This window comes from Nocardia sp. NPDC004278 (assembly GCF_053602975.1).
Window position 1 is genome coordinate 70,708 of record NZ_JBSGEQ010000036.1, and the last position, 8,156, is coordinate 78,863.

Sequence of the window (8,156 nt, forward strand, 5' to 3'; positions counted from 1 at the left end):
CAGAGCGCGAGCACAACCAGCTGTTCACTGTCGCCGGTGGCGACAGGCAGCTTGTGCACGAGCTGCGCTGGTCCTGTGAGACGCGCCGTGCCCGTGCCCCCGGGCGGCTGGATTCTGGTGGCCGCCGCAGCCCGGTCGCGCGATATCCTGGGGTACGTCATAGAGCAGGACCCGCGTATGGGCGATATCGATCCGTCGAAAACTCAACGCGACGTGATCCCCGCGGTCACGGCGGAGCTTGCAGATGCCGGATTCACCGCCGCTGAGGAGATCGGGCGTGGCGGGTTCGGTGTGGTGTATAGGTGCGATCAGGTTGCCCTGGACCGGACGGTGGCGGTGAAGGTGCTCACCGCCGCCCTGGACGAGGAGAACCGCGAGCGGTTCGTTCGGGAACAGCGGGCGATGGGCCGGCTGACCGGGCAGCCCAGCATCCTGGACGTGCTGCAAGTCGGTACCACCACGTCGGGGCTGCCTTATCTGGTCATGCCTTATTATCCGCAGGGTTCCCTCGACGCCCGGATCCGCCGTCACGGTCCACTGTCGGCGGTGGAGACGCTGCGGGTGGGGGTGAAGCTGGCCGGGGCGCTGGAGACCGCGCACCGGCTCGGCATCTTGCACCGCGACGTCAAACCCGCCAACGTCCTGATCACCGACTACGGTGAGCCGGCCCTGGCCGACTTCGGGATCGCGCGCATCCCCGGCGGGTTCCACACTGCGACCGGCACGGTTGCGGGGTCGCCGGCGTTCACTGCGCCGGAGGTGCTGGCCGGGGAGGCACCCACGGCCGCGGCGGACCTCTACGGGCTCGGCGCGACGTTGTTCGCCGCGTTGACCGGGCATGCGGCGTTCGAGCGGCGCAGCGGCGAGCGGGTGGTGGCCCAGTTTCTGCGGATCACCACACAGCCGACGCCGAACCCGCGCGAGCACAGCATCGACGAGGACCTCGCGCAGGTGATCGAGGCCGCCATGAGCCGCAGCCCCGAGCAGCGGCCCTCCGCCGCGGCGCTGGGCCAGCAGCTGCAGCAGCTGCAGGCCGGGCGCGGGCTGCCGGTCGACGAGATGGCGGTGCGAACAGAAGCAGGTGCCGAACAACAAGCAACCACCCCGGTTCCCCTGACCACCGACCACTCGCCGACGCGGGGGCCCGATCCGCTCGGGCTGTCGGTCAGCGGAAAAGGGTCTATCCCCCATGAGCTGACGAGTTTCGTCGGCCGGCGCACCGACTTGGCCGAGGCCAAGAGGCTGCTCGCGAGTTCCCGGCTGGTGACGTTGACCGGAATCGGCGGGGTAGGCAAGACGCGTCTGGCATTGCGCGCGGCGGCGGGCGCGCAGCGGGGCTTCCCTGACGGGGTGTGGCTGGTCGAGCTCGGGCAGCTGCACGACGGTGCGCTGCTGCCGGGCGTGATCGCCAGCTCTGTAGGGCTACGCCCGCAAGGCAAGCCCGTGCTCGACGTGCTGATCGACTACCTGGTATCCCGACAGCTGCTGCTGGTGCTCGACAATTGCGAACAGATCGTGGATGCGGCGGCGAAGGTTGCCGAGACACTGCTGCGGGCGTGCCCGAGGCTGTGGATCCTTGCCACCAGCCGTGAGGCCCTGAGCGTCGGCGGGGAGGCGGTGCTGCAGGTGCGGCCGCTGACGGTTCCCGATCCGGATCGGCGGCCATCGTTACGGGGTGCGCAGCGCTACGACGCGGTCATACTGTTTGTCGAGCGGGCCGCCGCCGCGGTTCCGGGTTTCGCGCTCACCGAGGACAACGTCGCCGTTGTGGCCGAGATCTGCCGCCGCCTCGATGGGCTGCCGTTGGCTATCGAGTTGGCGGCGGCCCGGCTGCGCGCGCTGTCACCCGAACAGATCCTGGCGCGGCTGACCGATCGGTATGCGCTGCTGACGCGCGGCAGCCGTAGCGCGCCGACCCGCCAGCAGACCCTGCGCTGGTGCATCGATTGGAGTTACTCGCTGTGCACCCCGGCTGAACAACAGGTCTGGGCACAACTGTCGGTATTCGCCGGTAGCTGCGAGCTCGACGCCGCCGAACAGGTGTGCCGAGACGACCTCGGCGAGGAGGATCTGCTCGATGTGCTCACCGCCCTGGTCGACAAGTCCATCCTGATCCGCGAGGAATCGGACTGTGTGGTGCGGTTCCGGTTGCTCGAGACGATACGTGACTACGGCCGCGACAAACTCGGGCAAGCCGGCCGGTATCGGGAAATTCGGCGCAGGCACCAGGATTGGTACCACAAGCTCGCCGAGCGCGCCGACGCCGACTGGATCAGCCCCCGCCAGCTCGACTGGATCGCCCGCCTCGACCGCGAACAACCCAACCTGCGCGAGGCGTTGAACTTCTGCCTGACCGACACCGAAGCAGAATCCGACGCCGCATTGTCGTTCGCGGCTGCCCTGCAACCGTTCTGGCTCTCCCACGGACAGGCCGGCGAGGCGCGGCACTGGCTCGACCGCGCCCTCGCCGACGGACCCGCGACCGACACGCCGGTACGTGCGAAGGCACTGTGGCGCGCCAGCGCCGTGGCCGATCTCCAAGACGACCCCCGCGCGGCGTCCGCACTGAGCACGCAGGCGCGGACGCTCGCCGCAACGACCGAGCACCCGATCGTGCACGCGTTCGCGGACCTCGCTCGAGGCATCCAAAGGATTCGCGACCGCGACCCTCGCCGCGCCCGCGCCCCCCTGGAAGCCGCCCTCGAATCGTTTACCGCGCAGGGCGACGTTTCCGGGCAGGTCTGGGCACTGCTCGGGCTCATCTGGGCATACGAATTGCAGCACGACAGCGCAACAGCGATCTCGTACCAAGAAAAGGTCCTCGCGATCACCGAATCCTCCGGCGATTCCGTACATCGGTCATACGCCTTGTGGGTGACGGCGGTTGCCACGTGGCGCCAGGGCGATCGCGACCGCGCGCTGCAGCTGCTGCGGCACGAGCTACAGCTGATCCGGCAACTGAAAGACTCGGTGATGGGCGCGCTGGCTCTGGAAGCACTGGCATGGATGGTGGGAGCTCAGGGGGACGCGCGGCGCGCCGCGGTGTTGTTGGGCGCCGCGCAGGCACTGTCCCAGTCGACGGGCACCTCCACGGTGCCGTTCCCGAACCTGACGGTCCACCATGAGGACTGCGAACGGGCGGCACGTCATGCACTCGGTCGGCAAGCATTCGAGACCGCCCACCGCGAAGGCGCCCTACTGGATCTCGGCGCCGCGATCGACTACGCCCTGGGAGAGCAACGCCGGTCCGCAGCTCGCCGTTCGGGTCCCTCGGCGGAGCTGACCAGCCGGGAGCAGGAGGTAGCCGACCTCGTTGCCGAGGGCCTGACCAGCCGGGCCATCGCTGCCCGCCTGAGCATCTCCCAGCGCACCGCCGAGGGACATGTCGAACACATTCTCACCAAACTCGGGTTCACCTCGCGCGCCCAGATCGCTGCGTGGATCGTCGAGCGGAGCCGACCCGCACCGACCGGAGTGCGCGCCCCACGAGATTGATCGGGGCGTCGAACACTCGTTCGCCCGAAACTGCGAAAGTCGAGAGGAAAGCCAGTGCCGCCACCACCGCGGCACCCACGACGGCCACCTGTGGGTCGCCATGCAGTACATCGAAGGCCATGATGCCAGCCGGCTCGATCCATGGGAGGTAACCGCCCACCCGGGCGACACGGATCACCACAGACATCGCTGCTGCGCTGGATTACGCCCACGCACACGGTGGGCTACACCGCGACGTCAACCCTGCTGGCCGGGCCTCGACCGTTTGCGGCAGACAGGTCGGCGGTCGGCTCGCTGTCGTTCATCGCTGTACTCTCTCAGGCTATCTGTCGCGCTCTGCTTTATGTACGGTGACAGCGCCGCAGGGAGTGCAGAACAGACCTGTGTCATCTCGTGAGACCTCCCCATCTGGAACCCATCTCGCGCAATCCGACGATTTCGCCGCCGCGCGGGATCGCCACCTCGGTCCGTGAGAACCGCGGCGCGGGGGCGGCCACGGTACTACCCCGGTTGTCTTCGTAGAGGGTGCCGCGCGCTCGCAGGTGCGGATCCGATGCCGACTCGGCGAAGTCGCGGACGGGGGTGACGCAGGCATCGGTCTCATCGAAGACGGACTCCCAGTGCGCGCGGGGGCGGCTGGCGAAGATCGCGGCGAATCGGTCGGCAAGTTCGGGCCACCTGGACCTGTCGTGCTGGTGGGGAAGGTCGGCCGGGTCCAGATGCAGGCCGTCGAGGAGCTGCGCATAGAACTGTGGCTCGATGGATCCCACCGCCAGGTGCCCACCGTCGGCACACACGTAGGTCCGGTAGAAGGGAGCGTGGCCGTCCATGATGTTGGCCTCGCGCTCGTCGACCCACAGGGCCTGTCGACGCATATCGAGGATCGGTTGGAGAACGGCGGCGACACCGTCGACGATTGCCGCGTCCACTACCTGGCCCGTACCGGATTTCTCCCGTTCCGAGAGAGCCGCGAGGACGCCGATGACGAGCATGAGCGAGCCACCCGCGTAGTCACCGACGAGGTTGAGCGGGATCGCCGGTCGATTCTGGGGGCCGATCGCGGCGAGCGCGCCGCCGAGTCCGATGTAGTTGATGTCGTGGCCGGCGCGGTGGGCCCGCGGACCTGTCTGACCCCATCCGGTCATTCTGCCGTAGATGAGGCGCGGATTACGGCCCAGGCACTCGTCGGGGCCGATCCTGAGACGCTCGGTCACGCCCGGCCGGTTTCCCTCGAGGAGAACGTCGGCACCGGCGACGAGGTCGAGGACCGCGGCGACGTCCCCGGGGTTCTTCAAGTCCGCTTCGACGTAGGTGCGGCCGCGAAGCACAGGAGATTCCGGATCATGCTCCGCGGCCGGGGCATTGGGCCGGAGCACACGGACAATCTCCGCACCGAGGTCGGCCAGCAGCATCCCGGCGTGCGGGACCGGTCCGAGAGCTTGCAGCTCGACGATACGGATGCCCTCTAGGGGTCCGGACATGGTGGCCTCCTCAGCCTGCATCGTAGGTGTCCGCCGATGCGTGATGGTCCGGGCGCCGCTTGCCACGGAACCGGGACACATCGGGACGGGTGCCCCGCACTATGGCACGGTATGCGTGCTTCGAGAAGAGCTCCGGTTCGGTGGATGAGACCACGACCTCGGCCGTCTACGTCGGTGTGGGGAGGGTGGCCGAGGACCGACAGTGACTTCGGCGGGCCCGAGGCCGTTGAAGTCATGGACCTCCCGGATCCGGAGCTGGGTGAAGCGAGGTTCGCATCCGGGTGCACGCGGCGACGGTCAACCCGACGGACCTGATCCTGCGTGCGGGCACGATGCCCCTGCGCGGCCGGTCTATACCGGGTCCGCCACACGTGCCCAGGATGGACGCTGCGGGCGTCATCGACGAGGTGGGGCCGGGAGGGACAGTCGCCCGTCCGTCGGCGACCGGGTTGTCGCCCTGGTGATCCTCGCCGGCGACGGTGGCGCCTACGTGGAACTCCTTGTCGTACCAGCAGAGTCGGTCGCACTTGCGCCGGCGGGTGTGGACATGCCGTGCGAGCAGCGGGTATCTCCGGTTCGGTTCGACTTGGAACCGATGACCTACCGCATCTGCACGGCCCCTGCGCGTAACGGTCGGGACAGTTGTACGGGCCCTTACCCGAAGCGCCGTGGAGCGAATGGGTCCGCGGTGGGTGTCCGTGGGCGAAGACGGTGGGCTGCCGGCGACCGTTGGAGACCATGGCGATGGGTAGGGGGCGACGTGCTTCGAGACGACTTCCACGACGTGAGACCCGACCACCGCCGCGCTGGTGAACATCTGACATGGTTGGAAGCGTCATGGCCTTCAGCCGAGTAGGAGATTCCAAATGCGCGAAGTAGCCTGTTCAGTTTCAGTCTTTGCCGAGGTGTCCGTATGAGGGCGTGGCAGTTCACCGACGCAGGGAAGCCTCTGGAACTCGTCGAATTGCCGGACCCGAAGCCGGATCCAGGTGAGCTCGTCCTCGACGTCGCGGCGGCAGGGCTGTGCCACTTGGATGTCGACGTCCTCGAGGGTGGTGCGTTGTTCGGCCGGCTGATCGGCCGTCTCCAACGCGGTGAACTCACCAGCACCAGGCTCGTCGCCGTTCACCAGGGGGTGGGCGCATGACGAACATCCTGTTCAAGCAATGGCGTGCCCGTTCCCCCTGGTACGACGAGACCCACGAGGAACTTGCCGCCTCGCTGCGCGGATTCTTTGCGCGCGAGGCAGTTCCACACATTATGGATTGGGAAGCGAAGGGATCGATCCCTCGCGAGTTCCACAAGAAGGCCGGCGACGCCGGAATCCTCGGCCTGGGCTTCCCGGAGGAGTACGGTGGCATTTCCGAGGGCCACGACCAGTTCCACAACCTCGTCAAGATCGAGGAGATCGCGGCCACCGGCTCCGGCGGCCTCATGATGGGACTGCTGACCCATACCGTCGCCCTGCCACCGGTCATCGACCTGGGATGTCCCGAGCTACGCGACCGTGTCGTTCCCGAGGTCATCGCCGGCGACAAGATCCTTGCACTAGCCATCACCGAGCCCTCCGGCGGTTCCGACGTCGCCGCACTCACCACGACCGCCGTGCGCGATGGCGACCACTATGTGGTCAACGGCCAGAAGACCTACATCACCAACGGCATGCGCGCCGACTATCTGCTCACTGCGGTGCGTACCGGGGGAGCTGGCATGGGCGGTCTCTCGATCCTTCTCATCGAGGCCGACAGTACAGGCGTCGACCGCACCCCGCTGCAGAAGATGGGTCTGCACTCCTCGGATACGGCCACCATCTACTTCGACCACGTAAAGGTGCCGGTCACCCACCTCATCGGTCCCGAGAACGAGGGATTCAGGCAGGTCATGGCGGGCTTCAATGTCGAGCGGCTCGGCGTCGCCCAGCAATGCACCGGCTTCTCCCGTGTGTGCCTCGACGAGGCTGCGCGCTACGCCGGCGAGCGGGAGACCTTCGGGAAGACCATCGGCTCCCACCAACTCGTCCGTGCTCAGCTCGCCGACCTCACCCGGCAGATCGACGCGACGCAGGCCATGACGGAACTGTGTGCCTGGCGCTTCCAGAAAGGGCAGGCGACACCGGCCGAGCTGGCACTGCTCAAGGTCCAGGCCACTCTCACCTTCGACAATGTGGCGAAGGGTGCCGTCACCATCCTCGGTGGCAGCGGCTTCATGCAGGGACCAGCCAGTGAGCGCCTATACCGTGAGGTTCGCGCCTTGGCCATCGGTGGTGGCACCGAGGACATCCTGCGCGACCTCGCCGGTCGTCAGCTCGGCTACGGCAGCTGGTACGGAACACGTTGAAAGGCAATGATCTCGTGACCGATCCGATCTTCCCCTGACCGCAACCTCCTGCGGCATCACCGAACCGGGCCATCTCGAGCTGCGAGAGTTCACCGTCCCCGCCTCCGATGCCGAGACCGGCGTCCCCGAGGTCGAGGCCACCGGTGTCTGCGGTGCCGATGTCGAGATGTTCCACGGACAGAGACCCAGAGATTTCCCACCGGCGCCCGGGGATTTTTCGTCGGTGTGGTCCTCTCAGGGCACCAGCGCGCCCGCCTCGGCCGCGTCCGCGGGGGCCTCGTCCTGATCGGGCGAGCCGATCATGTGCAGGGTCTGGTTCAGCAGGTGCGGTGTGTAGGCCGGGTCGATGTTCTGGATCAGCGCCCGGGCGGCGTACGCGAGGTGATGCCCAAACGCGTGCCCGACATTGTGCGGGTCGAAGGTGCGCACGGCCTCGAGGATCGCGGTGTGGTGGCGCAGCCCGCGCTGCCAGGCGAACGGGGCGTGCGTCGCGTAGATCGTGGGGTAGCGGTCGCTGAGCTCGGTGATCGCCCTCTGGATCCGAGATCCGACGGCGCCGGTGAGCATTGCTCCCGCCCACAGGTGAGGTACACCTGCGGATCTGGCTGGCCGGCGTGGTCTTCGACTACACGGCCACCGCGGTAGCGGCCCGCAACTTGATCCACGACTGGCGGCGAAAGCATTGGTACACAATCGAATTGATCTGCGACACCATTGAGGGCTGTCGGCTGCTGCCACGCCTACCGTACGAACGCTTGTTCGCCGGACCCTGACCGGCAGCGCCGAGGATGGTGGCCGGTTCGGCTTCGGAACTGCCCATTGCCGGGATGCCATCGCACTCGA

The 8,156-nt window shown here is 67.5% G+C and carries 7 protein-coding genes; 4 read left to right on the forward strand and 3 right to left on the reverse strand.

What is annotated here, in order from left to right:
* Window positions 1–177 precede the first annotated feature (177 nt).
* Window positions 178–3,495: a protein kinase domain-containing protein gene (locus tag ACWEO2_RS36320; RefSeq protein WP_452409509.1), complete on the forward strand. Its 3,318-nt coding sequence runs from the start codon at window positions 178–180 to the stop codon at window positions 3,493–3,495.
* A gap of 386 nt (window positions 3,496–3,881) precedes the next feature.
* On the opposite strand, the gene ACWEO2_RS36325 is transcribed toward ACWEO2_RS36320, so the two are convergent.
* Complete coding sequence (locus ACWEO2_RS36325; RefSeq protein ID WP_452409499.1) at window positions 3,882–4,976, reverse strand: CaiB/BaiF CoA transferase family protein; 1,095 nt, start codon at window positions 4,974–4,976, stop codon at window positions 3,882–3,884.
* Between the two features lie 281 nt (window positions 4,977–5,257).
* On the opposite strand from ACWEO2_RS36325, the gene ACWEO2_RS36330 reads away from it, so the two are divergent.
* From ACWEO2_RS36330 to ACWEO2_RS36340, 3 genes are all read left to right on the forward strand, one after another.
* Window positions 5,258–5,440: an alcohol dehydrogenase catalytic domain-containing protein gene (locus tag ACWEO2_RS36330; RefSeq protein WP_452409500.1), complete on the forward strand. Its 183-nt coding sequence runs from the start codon at window positions 5,258–5,260 to the stop codon at window positions 5,438–5,440.
* Window positions 5,441–5,889: 449 nt separating this feature from the next.
* Complete coding sequence (locus ACWEO2_RS36335; RefSeq protein WP_452409501.1) at window positions 5,890–6,123, forward strand: hypothetical protein; 234 nt, start codon at window positions 5,890–5,892, stop codon at window positions 6,121–6,123.
* Complete coding sequence (locus ACWEO2_RS36340; RefSeq protein ID WP_452409502.1) at window positions 6,120–7,313, forward strand: acyl-CoA dehydrogenase family protein; 1,194 nt, start codon at window positions 6,120–6,122, stop codon at window positions 7,311–7,313. The genes ACWEO2_RS36335 and ACWEO2_RS36340 overlap by 4 nt, the downstream gene beginning before the upstream one ends.
* Before the next feature lie 234 nt (window positions 7,314–7,547).
* On the opposite strand, the gene ACWEO2_RS36345 is transcribed toward ACWEO2_RS36340, so the two are convergent.
* Window positions 7,548–7,880, reverse strand: coding sequence for a hypothetical protein (locus ACWEO2_RS36345; protein WP_452409503.1), 333 nt, complete (start codon window positions 7,878–7,880; stop codon window positions 7,548–7,550).
* A gap of 58 nt (window positions 7,881–7,938) precedes the next feature.
* A partial coding sequence (locus tag ACWEO2_RS36350) for a hypothetical protein (protein ID WP_452409504.1) occupies window positions 7,939–8,156 on the reverse strand: 218 nt, incomplete at its 5' end.

Excerpts from the sequence above, each read along its gene's own strand:
- ACWEO2_RS36320 (WP_452409509.1), top strand. The coding sequence starts at position 178 with ATGGGCGATATCGATCCGTCGAAAACTCAACGCGACGTGATCCCCGCG.
- ACWEO2_RS36340 (WP_452409502.1), top strand. The coding sequence starts at position 6,120 with ATGACGAACATCCTGTTCAAGCAATGGCGTGCCCGTTCCCCCTGGTAC.
- ACWEO2_RS36325 (WP_452409499.1), bottom strand. The coding sequence starts at position 4,976 with ATGTCCGGACCCCTAGAGGGCATCCGTATCGTCGAGCTGCAAGCTCTC.
- ACWEO2_RS36335 (WP_452409501.1), top strand. The coding sequence starts at position 5,890 with ATGAGGGCGTGGCAGTTCACCGACGCAGGGAAGCCTCTGGAACTCGTC.
- ACWEO2_RS36345 (WP_452409503.1), bottom strand. The coding sequence starts at position 7,880 with ATGCTCACCGGCGCCGTCGGATCTCGGATCCAGAGGGCGATCACCGAG.